This window comes from Janthinobacterium sp. BCJ23, assembly GCF_059617945.1.
This window is the reverse complement of the sequence record NZ_JCAQAW010000001.1, coordinates 670978-686651: the sequence shown is the minus strand read 5'-3', so window position 1 is coordinate 686651 and position 15674 is coordinate 670978. Positions and strand designations below refer to the sequence as shown.

Annotated in this window: 15 protein-coding genes and 1 tRNA gene; 10 read left to right on the top strand and 6 right to left on the bottom strand. The window is 60.9% G+C overall.

Translation table 11 applies throughout. From position 1 onward, the window contains the following. Positions 1-142: 142 nt before the first annotated feature. The 8 genes from ybiB to AC54AG_RS03030 all read left to right on the top strand — a co-directional run bounded on the left by ybiB (position 143) and on the right by AC54AG_RS03030 (position 8705). Entirely contained in the window at positions 143-1135 is a 993-nt protein-coding gene (ybiB, locus tag AC54AG_RS03065) for a DNA-binding protein YbiB (RefSeq protein WP_496629456.1), read from the top strand. 56 nt (positions 1136-1191) lie between these two features. Beyond that, complete coding sequence (locus AC54AG_RS03060) at positions 1192-2406, top strand: BaiN/RdsA family NAD(P)/FAD-dependent oxidoreductase (RefSeq protein ID WP_034746968.1); 1215 nt, start codon at positions 1192-1194, stop codon at positions 2404-2406. 183 nt (positions 2407-2589) lie between these two features. Then, positions 2590-2802: a 30S ribosomal protein S21 gene (gene rpsU, locus AC54AG_RS03055; RefSeq protein ID WP_008451879.1), complete on the top strand. Its 213-nt coding sequence runs from the start codon at positions 2590-2592 to the stop codon at positions 2800-2802. A 195-nt stretch (positions 2803-2997) separates the two neighbouring features. Next, the gene (locus AC54AG_RS03050) at positions 2998-3450 is read left to right on the top strand and encodes a GatB/YqeY domain-containing protein (RefSeq protein WP_034746974.1); all 453 of its coding nucleotides are present in this window, start codon (positions 2998-3000) and stop codon (positions 3448-3450) included. A gap of 129 nt (positions 3451-3579) precedes the next feature. Then, positions 3580-5376, top strand: coding sequence for a DNA primase (gene dnaG / locus AC54AG_RS03045; RefSeq protein WP_034746977.1), 1797 nt, complete (start codon positions 3580-3582; stop codon positions 5374-5376). 464 nt (positions 5377-5840) lie between these two features. After that, positions 5841-8081, top strand: coding sequence for an RNA polymerase sigma factor RpoD (gene rpoD / locus AC54AG_RS03040; RefSeq protein ID WP_034746980.1), 2241 nt, complete (start codon positions 5841-5843; stop codon positions 8079-8081). 108 nt (positions 8082-8189) lie between these two features. Further along, positions 8190-8268: transfer RNA gene (locus tag AC54AG_RS03035), tRNA-Ile, on the top strand. A gap of 101 nt (positions 8269-8369) precedes the next feature. Further along, positions 8370-8705: an FKBP-type peptidyl-prolyl cis-trans isomerase gene (locus AC54AG_RS03030; protein WP_219327837.1), complete on the top strand. Its 336-nt coding sequence runs from the start codon at positions 8370-8372 to the stop codon at positions 8703-8705. 16 nt (positions 8706-8721) lie between these two features. Here AC54AG_RS03030 and AC54AG_RS03025 read toward each other — a convergent pair whose 3' ends face one another. Next, on the bottom strand, positions 8722-9198 hold the full coding sequence (locus AC54AG_RS03025) for a DUF2726 domain-containing protein (RefSeq protein ID WP_496629455.1): 477 nt from the start codon (positions 9196-9198) through the stop codon (positions 8722-8724). A 97-nt stretch (positions 9199-9295) separates the two neighbouring features. Continuing rightward, positions 9296-10009 (bottom strand): YjjG family noncanonical pyrimidine nucleotidase, encoded by a 714-nt coding sequence (locus AC54AG_RS03020; RefSeq protein WP_496629454.1) that lies wholly within the window; start codon positions 10007-10009, stop codon positions 9296-9298. 125 nt (positions 10010-10134) lie between these two features. On the opposite strand from AC54AG_RS03020, the gene AC54AG_RS03015 reads away from it, so the two are divergent. After that, a complete protein-coding gene (locus AC54AG_RS03015; protein WP_496629453.1) occupies positions 10135-10860 on the top strand; it encodes a pyridoxine 5'-phosphate synthase in 726 nt (241 codons plus the stop codon). A 108-nt stretch (positions 10861-10968) separates the two neighbouring features. On the opposite strand, the gene AC54AG_RS03010 is transcribed toward AC54AG_RS03015, so the two are convergent. The 3 genes from AC54AG_RS03010 to AC54AG_RS03000 form a co-directional block, all read right to left on the bottom strand. Beyond that, positions 10969-11460, bottom strand: a complete 492-nt coding sequence (locus AC54AG_RS03010; protein ID WP_128142020.1) for a DUF4265 domain-containing protein — start codon at positions 11458-11460, stop codon at positions 10969-10971. 119 nt (positions 11461-11579) lie between these two features. After that, the gene (locus AC54AG_RS03005) at positions 11580-12185 is read right to left on the bottom strand and encodes a glutathione S-transferase (RefSeq protein ID WP_496629452.1); all 606 of its coding nucleotides are present in this window, start codon (positions 12183-12185) and stop codon (positions 11580-11582) included. Positions 12186-12256: 71 nt separating this feature from the next. Then, positions 12257-12976: a Crp/Fnr family transcriptional regulator gene (locus tag AC54AG_RS03000; RefSeq protein ID WP_034747863.1), complete on the bottom strand. Its 720-nt coding sequence runs from the start codon at positions 12974-12976 to the stop codon at positions 12257-12259. A gap of 480 nt (positions 12977-13456) precedes the next feature. Between AC54AG_RS03000 and AC54AG_RS02995 the strand changes: the two genes are divergently transcribed. After that, positions 13457-15142 (top strand): methyl-accepting chemotaxis protein, encoded by a 1686-nt coding sequence (locus AC54AG_RS02995; protein WP_331777006.1) that lies wholly within the window; start codon positions 13457-13459, stop codon positions 15140-15142. A 10-nt stretch (positions 15143-15152) separates the two neighbouring features. Here the strand turns inward: AC54AG_RS02995 and AC54AG_RS02990 are convergent, their stop codons facing one another. Next, positions 15153-15575, bottom strand: coding sequence for an oxidoreductase-like domain-containing protein (locus AC54AG_RS02990; RefSeq protein WP_496629451.1), 423 nt, complete (start codon positions 15573-15575; stop codon positions 15153-15155). Positions 15576-15674: the final 99 nt, after the last annotated feature.

Sequence of the window (15674 nt, the reverse complement as noted above, 5' to 3'; positions counted from 1 at the left end):
GCAGTCTTATACGCAGCGGCGGCGCGTTTGGATGCAGCCGCGATGCACCTTCATCGAAAAATTGCTTGAAAGACTGTTGCATAGTCGCCTAAGCCGCCTGCCTGCCCGTCTGCAAGGGGAAAAATCCGTGTAAGCTGGCGCCATGACGACTGTTTCCATACCCCATACCGATGTGGCCGGTGAGCCATTCCCCGCAGCACGTTTCATCAAGGAAATAGGACGCGGCAAGAACGGCGCGCGCAGCATGACGCGCGACGACGCCTGCGCCCTGTACCGCGCCATGCTCGAGGGCCGCGTGTCGGACCTGGAGCTGGGCGGCATTTTATTGTCGATGCGCATCAAGGGCGAGTCAGTGGACGAGATCGCCGGCTTCCTCGACGCTGCCGAAGCCTCATTTGCCCCGCTGGCCGCGCCGGCCGGCGAATTTGCCCCGATCATCATTCCCAGCTACAACGGCGCGCGCAAGATGGCCAACCTGACGGCCTTGCTGGCGCTGCTGCTGGCGCGCGCGGGCGCACCCGTGCTCGTGCATGGCGTGACCAGCGACCCGGGCCGCATCACGACGGCCGAAGTGCTGGCCGCGCTGGGCGTGCCCGCTTCCAAGGACCATGCGCAAGCCGAGGCCACCATGGCGCGCGGGGAGGCTGCCTTCCTGCCCATCGAGGCCCTGGCGCCGCGCCTGGCCTGGATGCTGTCGCTGCGGCGCGTGCTGGGCGTGCGCAATTCCACGCATACCCTGGTGAAAATCATGCAGCCGTTCGCCGGTCCTGCCCTGCGTCTGGTGTCGTACACGCATCCGGAATATCTGGAAATGCTCGGCGAACATTTCCTCACCGCCTCTGATCCCGCGCGCGGCGACGCTTTCCTCATGCGTGGCACGGAGGGCGAGACGGTGGCCAACGCCAACAAGGCGCAGCAGATCGACTGGTTCCATGGCGTGGAACGCACGGTGCTGGTGGAAAAGCAGTTGCTCGTGGAAGAGTTGCCGCATTTGCCGGCCGAGCGCGATGCGGCCACCACGGCGGCCTGGATCGCGGCCGTGCTGTGCGGCGAGGTGCCCGTGCCGCCGTCGATCGCCGAGCAGGTGACGCAATGCTTGATAGCATCGCGGCAGATTGCGGCACGGCCGCGCTAGCCGCGTCGCCGCAGTTTACAATGGCGTCTTTGTAATCAGCGGTGACCGGAATTCTTATGGCAAAACAATTTGATGTGGCAGTGATCGGCGCGGGCGCGGCCGGCATGATGTGTGCGGCGGTGGCCGCCCAGCAGGGCAAGCGCGTGGTGTTGATCGATCACGCGGCCAAGCTGGCCGAAAAGATCCGCATCTCCGGTGGTGGACGGTGCAATTTCACCAATATCAACGCCACCCCGCAGAACTTCCTCTCGGAAAACCCGCATTTCTGCAAGAGCGCGCTGTCGCGCTACACGCCGCAGGATTTCCTCGCGCTGGTGAAAAAATACCGGATCGGCTACCACGAGAAGCACAAGGGCCAGCTGTTTTGCAATGAATCGGCCGAGCAGATCATCGACATGCTCAAGGACGAGTGCGCCGCTGGCGGCGTGCACTGGCGCATGCCATGCAAGATCGACAATGTTGCTCAGCAAGCGGATGGCGGTTTCGTGCTGCAGACCGATAGCGGCGACATCGAGACGGCCAGCATCGTCATCGCCACGGGCGGCCTGTCAATCCCGAAGATCGGCGCCACGGATTTTGCCTACCGCATCGCCAAGCAATTCGACTTGACGATGGTCGAACCGCGTCCGGCCCTAGTGCCGCTGACGTTCGATGCAGCCAGCTGGGCGCCGTTCGCGGAATTGTCCGGCATCGCCCTGGAAGTGGATGTGGAAACGGGCAGTCTGAAAGGCCGCAAGGCGACGGGCGCGCGTTTCCGCGAAGACTTGCTGTTCACGCACCGCGGCCTGTCGGGCCCGGCGATCCTGCAGATTTCCAGCTACTGGCTGCCGGGCGAGCCCATCGTCATCAATCTGTTGCCGGAAGTGGACGTGGCGCAGACCTTGATCGAAGGCAAGGGCACCTTGAAGAAGCAGCTGGGCAATATCGTCGCCCAATGGCTGCCGCAGCGCCTGGCCGACTGCCTGCTGGCCGTCAACGGCCTGGCGCCGGACGCGCGCATCGCCGATATGCCCGACGCGCAGCTGCGCAAGCTGGGGCTGGCCATCAATGCCTGGTCCATCGTGCCGAACGGGTCCGAAGGCTACCGCAAGGCCGAAGTGACGCGTGGCGGCATCGACACGCGCGAACTGTCGCAGCAGACCATGATGGCCAATAAGGTGCCGGGCCTGTATTTCATCGGCGAATCGGTCGACGTGACGGGCTGGCTGGGCGGCTACAACTTTCAGTGGGCCTGGGCTTCCGGCGTGGCGGCAGGTATTGCCTTGCAGTAAGCAAGTCTGTAGGATGAGGTTCTGGCGCCCGGTGCGCCGACCCCGGTGCGTGGTTTACGCCACATTCCGGCAGCGACCGCAGGCTGCATGCCGCACGCAAGTGGGGGAGGGGCTTCCCTTTCCGAATAAAAGCTGCTACTATCTATCTCTTCCTATACACCACCTCAACGGTTTGAATTTTACATGACCACTATTCGCCTTAAAGAAAACGAGCCGTTCGAAGTCGCAATGCGTCGCTTCAAACGCACCATCGAAAAAACGGGTCTGCTGACCGAATTGCGCGCTCGCGAATTCTACGAAAAGCCAACAGCTGAGCGCAAGCGCAAGCTGGCAGCTGCTGTAAAGCGTCATTACAAACGCATCCGCAGCCAACAACTGCCGAAAAAATTATTCTAAGACTGTTCAGTCAGAACCAACCCGGGTAGTTCGGCGCATTGTTCGCCACGGGTTTTGTTTTGATTCGCCTGGAGTGATACTTCAGATGAGTCGCATACCCGCTCCGGTTCGCCGCAGCGGGTTTTCGCTTTTGTGGCCGCCCGCTTGGAGTGCCTGCACGAGCATCGAACCCCACTTACCACCACGAGGATTGCCATGAGCTTGAAAGAACAAATTACCGAAGACATGAAAAACGCCATGCGCGCCAAGGAAGCGGGCAAGCTGGGCACGATTCGCCTGTTGCTGGCGGAAATCAAGCGCAAGGAAGTCGACGAGCGCATCGAACTGACGGATGCCCACGTGACGGCCATCGTGGAAAAGATGATCAAGCAGCGCAAGGATTCGATCACCCAGTTCGAAGCCGGTGGCCGCGCCGACCTGGCCGACATCGAAAAAGCCGAGCTGGTACACCTGACCGGTTACATGCCTGCCGGCCTGTCGGACGAAGAAGTGGCTGCTGAAGTGGCTGCCGCCGTGGCTGCCTCGGGCGCCGCAGGTCCGCAAGACATGGGCAAAGTCATGGCCATCGTCAAGCCGAAGCTGGCTGGCCGCGCCGACATGACGGTGGTGTCCGCCCTGGTCAAGAAAGCCTTGACGCCGGCAGCGTAAGCAACAATAGTAGCAAGGGCTGCCAGCCGTCGCGCTGGCAGCCTGTTAACAGCCCACACGTTGACCTGGCTCAACCTCAGGCCACGTGCGGTAGTATAGTCTGACCTATAACAAGACCCGCCCTAGCCAGTGATACCTCAATCCTTCATTTCCGATTTGCTCAACCGCGTCGATATCGTCGATGTCGTGGGGCGCTATGTGCAACTGAAAAAAGGTGGCGCCAATTTCATGGGCTTGTGCCCGTTCCACAGTGAAAAGTCGCCCAGCTTTACCGTCAGCCCCACCAAGCAGTTCTATCATTGCTTCGGCTGTGGCGCGCATGGCACCTCGATCGGCTTCCTGATCGAGTACTCGGGCATGGGCTTTGTCGACGCCGTCAAAGACTTGGCGCAGAACGTGGGCATGGTCGTGCCGGAAGCGGACGACAAGATTCCGCCAGCCCAGCGCGCGCAGATCCAGGCGCAAAGCCTGGCCTTGTCCGACGCCATGACGCAGGCGTGCGATTATTACCGCGGGCAATTGCGCCACGCGCCCGAAGCCATCGCCTACCTGAAGAACCGGGGCTTGACGGGCGAAGTGGCCGCTCGCTTCGGCATGGGTTTTGCGCCCGGCGGCTGGGACAATCTGCGCTCCGTCTTCCCCGAATACGACGTGGTGGCACTGGCCGAGGCAGGCCTCGTGATCGACAAGGTCGATGAAGAGGGCAACAACCGCAAGCGCTATGACCGTTTCCGCGAACGCATCATGTTCCCGATCCGCAATACGAAGGGGCAAGTGATCGCCTTTGGCGGTCGCGTGCTCGACCATGGCGAACCGAAATACCTGAACTCGCCGGAAACCCCCTTGTTTTCCAAGGGATTCGAACTATATGGGTTGTTCGAGGCGCGCCAGGCCATCCGCGACGCCGGGTACGTGCTGGTGACGGAGGGTTATATGGACGTGGTGGCGCTGGCGCAGATGGGTTTCCCGCAGGCGGTGGCGACCCTGGGCACGGCGTGCACGCCGACCCACGTGCAAAAACTGCTGCGCCAGACCGATAACGTGATTTTCAGCTTCGATGGCGACAAGGCCGGCCGCCGCGCCGCCCGCCGCGCGCTGGAAGCGAGCCTGGCCCACGTGTCGGACAATAAAACGATCAAATTCCTGTTCTTGCCGTCGGAACACGATCCGGACAGCTATATCCGAGAATTCGGCGCCGAAGGGTTTGAACAGCAAGTGCATGAAGCCATGCCGCTGTCGCAATTTCTGCTGAAAGAAGTGTCGGGCGAGCATGACCTGTCGGAACCGGAAGGGCGCGCCCGCGTGCAGTTCGACGCCAAGCCGCTGCTGCAACTGATGGCGCCATCGTCGCTGCGCCTGCAGATCGTGCGCGGCCTGGCACAGCTGACGCAATCCACGCCGGCCGAGATCGAAGCCCTGTTCGAGCTGGCCAAGCCTGTTGCCGTGGCGCACCGGGCGCCGCCGAAATCGGGACGTCCCGTGCCTGTCGGCCTGGAATTGAAGATCATGCGCATGCTGGTGGCGCATCCGCCGCTGACGATGCGTATCGACGAGGCCGCCCTGGCCGCCTTCCAGCACCTGGGGCCGGACGCGGCGCACAGCCTTGGGCAGCTGGTGGCCGTGGGCCAGGCCTTGGGCGAACACGGCAGTTTTGCCGCGCTGGCGCAGCAGTTGAAGGAGCTGGGCAGCGAATACGACGAGATCATCGGCGAGATCGCGGCCGGCACGGAATCCGATTACGACAGCGAATTGTCGTGGCTGGTGAGCACCATCCGCGAGATCAAATTGAATGCCTTGAAGGCGGAATTGCAGCAATTGTTTGCGTCGGGTTTGCCATCGGAGAAAATTGGTGTACGCTACCGCGAAATCATGCAGGAGCAGGGGGCGCTGGAACGTGAGCGCGATGCCGAGTTGGTGAATCGCTAACCTTGCTCTGAGGGTATGGCGCGCACTGGAAAAACATTTTTCGCGTGCTATAATTAAATGCTAAGTATTGTGTGCTTTGGCAAGCTAGTTCTGTTTCGTAAATAGTATTTGTTTTCAGTAAGTTAGGCTCTTGATCGGCGCGGTGGATCGTGTCGGCAGCCAGGGCCAACAGGCGCTTTCGGCGTTGCGGGCAAGGCTCGCAGACGCTGGCAAGCCGCGCCAGGCTCTCGCTCCCAACGCGGTCGATGCAGGAATTTTTGCCGAGGCGGCTGGCAACAGCCGGTGGACAGGAATTGCTGCGCTTCCCGCGGATCGTGGCCGATGAGGTGTAAGTAACGTAACAGTGTCGAATTTGCGTAGTCGGCAGGTTCGAAGATGGTGGTTCCCGCAGGTAGACAGGGAACTGGCAGCAAACTTTATCCTAATCCACCGTAAAGCAAGTCGTTGTGTAATCGAAAGCGCCTGTGCCAATCAAGAAACCCGAATCCAAAGCGGCTGCAAAGCCCACTAAAGTTACCACGAAAGCCGAAAAGGCGCTCGACCGGCCAGAAGCGCGCGTCACCAGCGCGCCTGTGGTCAGCCAGACCACCGACGCCGCCACCCTGGCCGCGATCGATACGTCCGGTTATGTCTTGCCGTCGGTAAAAGTGCCAGGCCGCCGCGGCCGCAAGCCAAAAGAATTCCAACCAGAAAATGATGAAGTCGCTGCCCTGAATGCCGTTGAGCGGGCCGAACTGAAGGCCGTCGACAAGGCCAAGGCCAAGGACCGCAAGGCGAAAGAGCGCGCGCTGCTGAAAGATGCGTTCTCGTCCGATACGGAAGCGAGCGAGGAAGAACTTGAGCGCCGGCGCCAGAAACTCAAGACCCTGATCAAGTTCGGCAAGGAACGCGGTTTCCTGACTTACGCGGAAATCAACGATCACTTGCCTGAAAACATCGTCGATCCGGAAGCCATCGAAGGCATCATCGGTACCTTCAATGACATGGGCATCGCCGTCTACGAGCACGCGCCCGATGCGGAAACGTTGTTGTTGTCCGATAACGTTGCCGTCGTCACCAGCGACGACGAGGCGGAAGCGGCAGCCGAGGCCGCACTGTCGACCGTCGACTCCGACTTCGGCCGCACCACCGACCCCGTGCGCATGTACATGCGCGAAATGGGCTCGGTCGAGCTGCTGACGCGCGAAGGCGAGATCGAGATTGCCAAGCGCATCGAAGATGGCTTGAAAGACATGATCCAGGCCATTTCCGCCTGCCCCGTGACGATCGCCGAGATCATCGCTGCCGCCGACCGTATCGCCAACGAAGAGATCAAGATCGACGAAATCGTCGACGGCCTCGTCGATGAAAACGAACCGGTCGCCGCCGCCCCTGTCGTGGCCGCTCCCGTCGAAGAAGACGAGGAAGAAGGCGAAGCGGAAGAAGAGGAAGAAGAAGAGGAAGAAGAAGCGAGCGCTTCGGGCGCCGCCGGTTTCTCGGCCGAACAGCTGGAAACCCTGAAGCGCACGGCGCTGGAAAAATTCGCCATCATTTCGCAGCAATTCGACAAGATGCGCCGCGCCTTCGAGAAAGAGGGCTACAACTCGAAACCGTACGCCAAGGCGCAGGAAGCCATTTCGCAAGAATTGCTGGGCATCCGCTTCACGGCCAAGGTCGTGGAAAAGCTGTGCGACACCCTGCGCGGCCAGGTCGACGAAGTGCGCCATATCGAGAAGCAAATCCTCGACGTGGCCGTGAACCGCTGCGGCATGCCGCGCGCCCACTTCATCAAGGTTTTCCCGGGCAATGAAACCAATCTCGACTGGGTCGATGGCGAAGTCAACGCAGGACACGCGTACAGCGCCATCCTGGGCCGCAACATTCCGACCGTCAAGGAACTGCAGCAGCGCCTGATCGACCTGCAGGCGAGGGTCGTCTTGCCGCTGCCGGACTTGCGCAACATCAACCGCCAGATGGCGGCCGGTGAAATGAAGGCGCGCAAGGCCAAGCGAGAAATGACGGAGGCCAACTTGCGCCTGGTCATTTCGATCGCCAAGAAATACACGAACCGCGGCCTGCAATTCCTCGACCTGATCCAGGAAGGCAATATCGGCCTGATGAAGGCCGTCGACAAGTTCGAGTACCGTCGCGGCTACAAGTTCTCCACGTATGCGACCTGGTGGATCCGCCAGGCCATTACGCGCTCGATTGCCGACCAGGCGCGCACGATCCGTATTCCCGTGCACATGATCGAGACGATCAACAAGATGAACCGCATCTCCCGCCAGATCCTGCAGGAAACGGGCGCGGAACCCGATCCGGCCACCCTGGCGATCAAGATGGAGATGCCCGAGGACAAGATCCGCAAGATCATGAAAATCGCCAAGGAACCGATCTCGATGGAAACGCCGATCGGCGACGACGACGATTCCCATCTGGGCGACTTCATCGAGGACAACAACACCCTGGCGCCGGCCGACGCGGCCCTGCATGCGTCCATGCGCGGCGTGGTCAAGGATGTGCTCGACTCTCTGACGCCACGCGAAGCGAAAGTGCTGCGCATGCGTTTCGGCATCGAGATGTCCACCGACCACACGCTGGAAGAAGTGGGCAAGCAATTTGACGTGACGCGCGAGCGCATCCGCCAGATCGAAGCCAAGGCGCTGCGCAAGCTGCGCCACCCATCGCGCTCCGACAAGCTGAAAAGCTTCTTGGAAGGCAACTAGAAGCCAATAGGGCTTGACGTACGCCCCTGATACCCCTATCCTCGCGTGTCCGTTTCCAAAACGGCCACGCGAGGCGGGCATCAACAGCGCCGCCACGCCGCAGTCCCCGGGCCTCTAGCTCATGCTTGGTTAGAGCAGCGGACTCATAATCCGTTGGTGCCGTGTTCGACTCACGGGAGGCCCACCAGAATTCAGCAGTAACAGAACGAGCCCCGACAGGTGACTGCCGGGGCTTTTTTCATGCTGTCGTACAATCGCGGCATAGCGATTGATGAAGGATGAAACGAGATGACGGCTGAAGTGAGGATTGACGATATCGTGGTGGGTGATGGCAAGGCGGCGGCGCGCGGCGCGCTGGTGACTGCGCATTACCGGGGCTGGCTGGAAGATGGGACGGAGTTTGACTCGTCGCACAAGCGGGGCGAGCCTTTTCGCTGTGTGTTGAGCAATAACAAGGTCATCCAAGGCTGGATTCTGGGACTGAACGGCATGCAGGTCGGCGGCAAGCGCAAGCTGTGGGTGCCGGCGGCGCTGGCGTATGGCGAGCGGCAGGTGGGGTTGATTCCGCCGCATTCCAATTTGATCTTCGAGATTGAATTGCTGGAAGTGCTGACGCGCGATTGATGCCTGGATGGTGTCATCAGGCAGATACGACGCCGGCTTTTTTCAGCAGCAGTTGCTCGATGTCGGCGCGCAGCGCCTGCTGGGTGGGAAAGTTTGCATAGCGCAAGGTCACATAGCCGGCTAGCCTGAGCATGGCGTCGCGCTCCTTGTCCTGGCGTTCTCGGCCTGCATGGCTGCGGTCATCGAGCTCGATCACGGCGATGACGTGCAGTTGCTGGCTGCACAGCACAAAATCGGCCACCTTGCGGTCGAAACGGTTTCTGTTTGCCCATCCTTTTGCCGTCACCAGCGCGGAAAACGCCACTTGTGCCAACACCGTGCATTCCGGCAGGGCTGTCTGCAGCAGATGGTACATCTGTTGTTCTCGCGCCGTCATCACGGGCTTTCTTTGCAGCTTCAATGGCCTGCGGGACTTGGCCGCCTGACGCGTGACCAGCATGGCAAAGAACAGGATCAAGGCCGCGATGGCGAGCAGGACGGTGTAGGAAGGCATAAGCTGGCACCAATATGGACGAGTCCTGATGGTACGCGAGTAGCGGCGCGTTTTCGTGCCGCTGCCAGCGTATTTCAGGTGGTGCGCTTGTTGGCGATCAAGCCTGTTTCAAGTTCACCGGTATCACGTCCAGCGCCGGCACGATGTCATGCAGGCTGGCCACTTCATAGGTGGGAATGGCGGCCGAGGTATTGGCCATGCTGTCCGGGTTGAACCAGCAGCTGGCTATGCCGTAGCGGTTGGCGCCCAGGATGTCGGCGTCCAGGCGGTCGCCGATGATGATGGTCGTATCCTTGCTGAATGCGCGCGCCATGTTGGCGGCATATTCGAAGAAGCGCACGTCCGGCTTGGCGTGGCCGCACGCTTCCGAGGTGGCGACGAAGGAGATGTAGTCGCTCAGGCCGGAGGCTGCGATGCGTCGGTTCTGGATGGACTCGACGCCGTTGGTGATGATGCCCACTTCGCCGATGCGCGACAGCGTTTCGCACACTTCTCTGGCGCCATCGATGAGCACGACCGTGTCCGGCAGCGATTCCAGATACAGACGGCTGGCCAGTTCCGGATCGATGGCGATGCCGTTCAGCGCAAATGTCTTGCGGAAGCGTTCCACTTTCAGGAAATCCTTGGTGACGTCACCCGTTTCGAAACGTCTCCATAGGTCGACGTTGATCGCCTGATATTGGGAAAATAGTCCGTCGATGCCGTCGCGCAAGCCCAGCTCGTGCATGGTGTGCAGGAACGAGCGTTTTTCGGACGCCCGGAAGTCGAGTAGGGTATCGTCGAGGTCAAACAGGAATAGCTTGTATTTCATGGCGTGTCATTGAAAGGAACTTGTCTTGCATCGTAGCACGTAGCGATGGGTTCGGTTGGCCGTGCCCTGTGAGGGCGATTCGCTACAATCGCTGCCACATTGTCATCCTTACTTAACTCCTGCCCATGACCCAACTTTCCGTCAACGTCAATAAAATCGCTTTGCTGCGCAATTCGCGGGGCCGCAACTTCCCCGACCTGTTGGCGTTTTCCGTGCGATTTCTCGACTTGGGCGCCGCCGGCATTACCTTGCATCCGCGTCCGGACCAGCGCCATGCGCACTACGATGATGTGGCCCCATTGCAGCGCCTGTGCGCGGAGCGGGGACGCGAGCTGAATGTCGAGGGCTATCCGGCAGCGGACTTTTTGGACGTGGTGAAAAGCGTGCGCCCGGCGCAATGCACCCTGGTTCCCGACATGCCGGGGCAATTGACGTCTGATCACGGCTGGGACATCGAAAAACACGCGGCGCTGCTGCGTCCCGTCATTGCGGAATTGAATGACTTGGGCATCCGCGTCAGTCTGTTTGTTGATGCCGATTATCCGGCGCTGGAGTGGGCGCGCGAGGTGGGGGCGGCGCGGGTCGAGCTGTACACGGAACGGTTTGCCGAGAGTTATGGTGGCGCGCAGGCCGATGCCGTGTTTGATGCGTATCTGCAGGCGGCACGGCGTGCGCAGGCGCTGGGTTTGGGCGTGAATGCGGGGCATGACCTCGATTTGCACAACCTGGCGCGCTTCCTGGACATTCCCGACATCCTGGAAGTGTCGATCGGCCACGCACTGGTGGTTGAATGTCTTGAGCTGGGCATGGACAAGGTGCTCGGCCGCTACCTTGAGATATGTCAGTCGTAGAGAGCTTGGGCGACGACACTGGCTGGCCGCCGCAGCCTGAGCCGGACTGGCTGTTCCTCAATGCCGATTTCCAGCTCACGGCAGAAACGCTGACGCAGGTGCAAGCGATTACATATCCACCCACCAGTTGAGCAAGGTTTCATCATCGTCGTCATCGAGGTTGACGTAGATGTTGGCGAAGTACCACTCCACGCCCGTCGCTTCGCGGAAGGCGTCGAAGGGACCGTTGACGTTGTAGATGCCGTGATGCCCCGGCACGCTGAAGGTGAGGTTGCCCTTGTACTGGCCGTCCATGGTGCCGCCCAGCTGGCTTTGCACGTCGCGTTCGAGCTGGTCCACTGCCTCTTGCGACACGTCGTCGGCGTAGATCTGGATGCAGAAGTTGCCGCCGCGTTTTAATACTTCGGCGGGGGCGAGCGGGTCGGCGATGCTGACGATGTCGCCGCGCGCCAGGTTCAGGGTCAGGCCTGGCGAGGCCAGCAGTTCGTAGACGTGCTCGTCGATCTGGCGTGCCGGCAGGGTCTCATACACGGGGCCGTCGGTGTTTTCGCCTGCCAGTACGCGGATGTGCGGCAAGCCTTCGCAATTGATGTCTTCCATTCATTCTTTCATGGTGCCGGCGCGCCGCGCTGTTGGGCGCGCCAGATAGGGGAATGCCAATATTGTACCGGGTGTGTGCGTGCTGGGGCCGCAGCTGCCGCAGGCAGTTCGCCCGTGGTTCAGACTGGCGGCGTGGCCATGAAGGCGGGCAGGGTTTCCGCCGAGCGCGTATAGGCGTGGATGGCCGGGTAGTCGGTCGGCTTGACGATATCGGGCGTTTCCAGCTGGGCGAAGCTCCAGCCGACGGCGATGGTCACGCCCGCTTGGTCGATAGTGCCCGTCTCGCCAGGCTGGGGCAGGCGCGCGCATTCCTGTTCCAGCAAATTCCAGGCGGCGTGCAATTGCATGCTGACCCGTTCCAGCCACGGCGCATGCTGCTTGTCGAGCGGGCGCAGCTTGCGTTCGTAGACGATTTGCACGGCTTTTTCATAGGCGGCCAGCGCCAAGCCTGTCAGGCGCAGTGCGCGCACGCTGTCGGTGAGGTCAGGGACGGAAGTGGCGGGGCGCAGGAGCGACAGATATTGCAGGATCAGGGTCGAATCCATCAGCACTTGCCCGTCGTCCAGGACCAGGGTCGGCACCTTGATGATGGGATTGATTTCTCGCACGGCATCCATGTTGCGGAACACGGACAGTGGCGAGTGCTCGTAGCTAATGCCCTGCAGTTGCAAACAGATGGCGACCCTGCGCACATAGGGCGAGTCGAGCATGCCGATCAGTTTCATGGCCAGTCTCCGGGGAAGTCAGCGGGAGTGCCTACGATACCCGCTTGCCTGCCCGTTTGCCAGCATGGTGCTTAATTGTGTGCGCTGATGCCGCTGCGGAACTGTTCGAAACCGGCGCGGGCGGCCTTGTAGCAATTGCCGGCGGCCGCTTCCAGGCCTTCGCGGTCGAGTACCTCGACCGTGCCGCGGCGGTACTGGATCAAGCCTTCGTCCTGCAGCTTGCGGGCTGTGACGGTGATGCTTTCGCGGCGCACGCCCAGCATGTTGGCCATGGTGTCTTGCGTTACCTTCAGCTCGTTCGACAGCGAACGGTCGAGGCGGTCCAGCAGCCAGCGGCACAGTTTTTGTTCGATGCTGCAATGGCGGCCGCCCACCACGTTCTGCGCCATTTGCGCAAACATGGCGCTGGTGTAGCGCATCAGCAATTGCGCCAGGGCGCCGCCTTCATTGAACACTTCGCGCAGGAAGGCCGTTTTCAGACGGTAGCCGTAGCCGGCCGTTTGCACGATGGCGGTGCAGGTGGCGCGCTCGGCTTCGTACAGCACTACGCCGGCCACGCCTTCGCGGCCAACGACGGCGATCTCGGTGGTGGCGCCGTCTTCCATCACATACAGCAGGGAAACGATGGCGTTGGTGGGGAAGTACGTGTATTCAATCTTGCCGCCGCAATCGAACAGGTGCTTGCCGGCAGGCAAAGCGACCAATTCCAATTGGCAAAACAGGCGCTCCAGATCGGCGCGCGACAAGGCGCGCAGCAATTCGTTCTGTTGCGCACCCGTGATGCTGATCATCGGTGTGGCGGGCGCGGCTTGCCAGTTGTGCTGGGCGGCTGCGTGGGTATTCGTTGCTGGTGTCAGGTTGCTATAAGCTTTGTACATGGTAGGGCCTCGTCTTCTGATTTTGTTGGATGGCGCTGCTTTTATGGCTTGCTAGCGTTGTGCTGAATCTTGTATCCACTATAGAACCAGGGGGCGCCGGCGGGCATCGGATGAGCCGACGTGCTTATGTAGGCTAGGAACATTGCCTCGTGTCATCCGACTCCTACGCCTGCTACTGCATTTTTCCTTGTGGAAACAAGCGTGCTGGGAAAAAAATGCCGTGCTGCCCGCTATGCGAGAACTTTGGCTGCACGCCGCGATCAAACCACTCTGCGCTGCAGTACGACGGTGATAAAATGTTGCATTGCGGAAATTCGATTTGTGTGCCGGTATGAGCTTGCTCTCCATCTCTGCTCACTTTTGTCCCGTTCGTTTAATGAAGGAAAGCAACGCATGAAATGGTTTTTTGATTTGAAAATTGCCACCAAGCTGATCTTGTCGTTTGGCGCCGTGCTGTTATTGACGGCGGCCTTGGGCGTGTCGGCGATCTTGTCCATGGCGCGCATCAATACCGCGTCGACCGACCTGTCCGACAACTGGATGCCCAGCGTGCTGACGGCCATGAATATGCGCAGCGATGTCAGCGATTTCCGCCGCTGGGAGCTGGCGCACATGCTGGCCGCGCAGGATGCCGACATGGTGCAGAACGAAACGCGCATGACGGAAACCCAGGCCAAGCTGAAGGCCGATGCCGACAAGTACCGCAGCCTGATTTCCGCAGCGGGCGAGAAGGAAGTGTTCGAGCGCTTCCTGGCGCTCAACGATGAATTCATGCGTCTGCATGCAACCATGCTGAGCCTGTCGCGCGAGATGAAAAAGGAAGAGGCGCGCGCGCTGGCCGTGGGGCCGTCGGCCAAGGTCATGACGGACATGATGGCGGCCCTCGATAAACTGGTGTCGATTAACACGGACGGCGGCGTGCGCTCGAGCGCCAGCGCCGATGCAACCTATGCGGCCTCGCGCGCCAGCCTGATCGGCTTGGTGGTGGGCATCGTCGTCATCGGCATGCTGCTGGCGCTGTGGGTGGCGCGCAGCGTGGCGCGTCCGCTGATCGAGGCCGTCGGCGTGGCGCGCCAGGTGGCGGCCGGCGATCTGACGGCGCATATCGTTGTGCAATCGCAAGACGAAACGGGGCAATTGATGCAGGCCCTGAAAGACATGAATGCCAGCCTGCAAAAGCTGGTGGGCCAGGTACGCAGCGGCACCGATACCATCGCCACGGCGTCGAGCCAGATCGCGGCCGGCAACCAGGATTTGTCGTCGCGCACGGAAGAGCAGGCTAGTTCGCTGGAAGAAACAGCTTCGTCGATGGAAGAGCTGACGTCGACCGTGAAGCAGAATGCGGACAATGCGCGCCAGGCCAACACCATGGCGCAGACCTCGTCGAGCATCGCCATCGAGGGCGGCAAGGTCGTCGGCGAAGTGGTGGGGACGATGGCGTCGATCAACGAATCGTCGCGCAAGATTGTCGACATCATCGCCGTCATCGACGGCATTGCTTTCCAGACCAATATCCTGGCCCTGAATGCGGCCGTCGAGGCGGCGCGTGCGGGTGAGCAGGGGCGCGGCTTTGCCGTCGTGGCCACGGAAGTGCGCAACCTGGCGCAACGCTCGGCTGCGGCAGCCAAGGATATCAAGGTCCTGATCGGCGATTCGGTCGAGAAAGTCGAGGCGGGATCGAAACTGGTGGACCAGGCGGGCCGCACGATGGATGACATCGTTGCCAGCATCACCCGCGTGACGGACATCATGAGCGAGATCACGGCCGCCAGCAGCGAGCAGAGCGCCGGTATCGAGCAAGTTAACCAGGCCATTGCCCAGATGGACCAGGTGACGCAGCAAAATGCGGCCCTGGTGGAAGAGGCGGCCGCGGCAGCCGAATCGATGCAGGAACAGGCTGCCAGCCTGAGCGCCGTCGTCAGCGTCTTCAAGCTTGACGTGGCCAGCGCCGCCGCGAACCGGCCGCGCGCACCCGTCACCGTCAAGACGCCGGCAGCCGTGACGCCGGTACCGGCGCCGCGTCAACTGGCCAGCACGGCGCGTCGCGCGGCACCAGTCGATGAGTGGGAAAGCTTTTAAGTGAATGAAGTCAAGCGCGCTTGCGCGGCTTCTTGATGCCTGCGGCAGCGGGCGCGGCAGCGGCTTGCTGGCGCTGTTGCCAGGCCTTCAGGGCTTCTTCATAGGCGGCCAGGTCTTCCTGGTACATTTCCAGCACGCAAAAGGTACAACCGCTATGGCAGCACTCGTCATTGCCTGGTTTACTGGGTGGCTGCGGTTGCGGATCGTGGGCTAAGGGCGGGGTGGGCATGGTGAGGGCAGGGGATGGAGCAGCAGGGATCGGAGCAGGCATTGGAACGGCATCATACGGCATTCCCGCAGGCCATTGCTGGAATGCTTTTTGCTCAAAAATCACGGTTTCCGTGTACAGTTGCGGTGAATTAGGGTATCGTTTACAGCACTGATATTGTATCTTCTGCGCGCGATGTTCCGCCGGCGCGATCTCCGCCGCCATCGCAGCACATCTCTTCGACGCTCCCGCATACGCCATCCAGCATGTCCCGGAGCACAGAGGTGCCGCAAGAACAATGATCCATGGCTTGCAAGACGGAGC